Source organism: Ruegeria sp. AF7, from assembly GCF_056541885.1.
Window position 1 is genome coordinate 1 of the sequence record NZ_JBQFYX010000053.1, and the last position, 1,268, is coordinate 1,268.

Sequence of the window (1,268 nt, forward strand, 5' to 3'; positions counted from 1 at the left end):
TGACCCAACCCCCTGAAATCAGGCCATCGAGGTGTTAGTAATCCGTCCAAGAAAAGGATGGACCATGAAACGCAGATTTTCAGACGAACAGATTATTGGAATGATCAAGGAGTACGAGGCGGGCGTGAAAGCGCAAGAGCTTTGTCGCCGCTACGGCATCATTGATGCGACCTTCTATAAATACAAGGCAAAGTTTGGCGGCATGAACGTGTCTGATGCCAAGAAGCTGCGGGCGCTGGAAGACGAGAACAACAAGCTGAAGCGCATGTTGGCGGATGCGATGCTCGACAACGCAGCCCTGAAGGATCTCGCCACAAAAAACTACTGACGCCCGATGTGAAGCGGCGAGCCGTGCGCGATGTGATGGATCGGCACGGTTTGTCCGAGCGTCGGGCATGTGAATTGGCTGATCTGCATAGGTCGGTCTTTCAGTATCAAAAGCAAGATCAGGGTGATGACGCCCTGCGCAAGCGGCTGCGCGAGCTGGCAAATGAACGTCGTCGGTTCGGCTATCGTCGCTTGGGCATCTTGCTGGCCAGGGAAGGTTTTGAGGTGAACCACAAGAAGCTGTTCCGGCTCTATCGGGAAGAGGGGCTGGCGGTGCGCCGCAGGCGGTCACGCAAGCGAGCTTTGGGCACGCGGCGGCCCATTCTGGTGCCAGATCGTGCCAATCAAAGGTGGTCGCTCGACTTCGTGTCGGATGCCTTTGAAGATGGGCAGAGGTTCCGTGTGCTTTGCATCGTGGACGATTGCACCCGTGAGGCGCTGGCAACAGTCGTGGATCGTTCTTTGTCTGGCGCGAGGCTGACGCGTGAACTGGCTGACCTGATCCGTCGGCGTGGCCAGCCTGATATGATTGTCAGTGATAATGGAACGGAAATGACGTCCCATGCAGTACTGAGATGGTGCCAGGATACCGGCGTTGGCTGGCATTACATCGCGCCCGGCAAGCCAATGCAAAACGCGTTTGTGGAAAGCTTCAATGGCCGTCTGCGAGATGAGTGTTTGAATGAGCATATCTTCGGCAATCTCGCCGAAGCCCGAAAGATCATCGAAAACTGGAGGATCGATTACAACACACAGCGACCACACACATCGCTTGGCGGGCTGACCCCAGCCGTTTACGCCAATCTCAACCGTGCAACCCGGCCTGCTTCGCTTGAGCTACGCAAGGGCTCCGCTCAGCAGGCCTTGACCGCAACCTAATCACAAGAAAGAAACAGGAACGGATTCTACATCCAAACGGCCCGGATCAAGGGGCTGGGTCA

1 protein-coding gene is annotated in these 1,268 nt (G+C 56.0%); it reads left to right on the forward strand.

Translation table 11 applies throughout. From position 1 onward, the window contains the following. The first annotated feature begins 64 nt into the window (after positions 1-64). Positions 65-1,206, forward strand: a protein-coding gene (locus tag ACR0AP_RS20895) for an IS3 family transposase (protein WP_480509217.1) whose coding sequence is annotated in 2 segments (ribosomal slippage) — positions 65-314 and positions 314-1,206 — 1,143 coding nt in all. Because the reading frame shifts where the segments join, the coding sequence is not laid out codon by codon here. Positions 1,207-1,268: the final 62 nt, after the last annotated feature.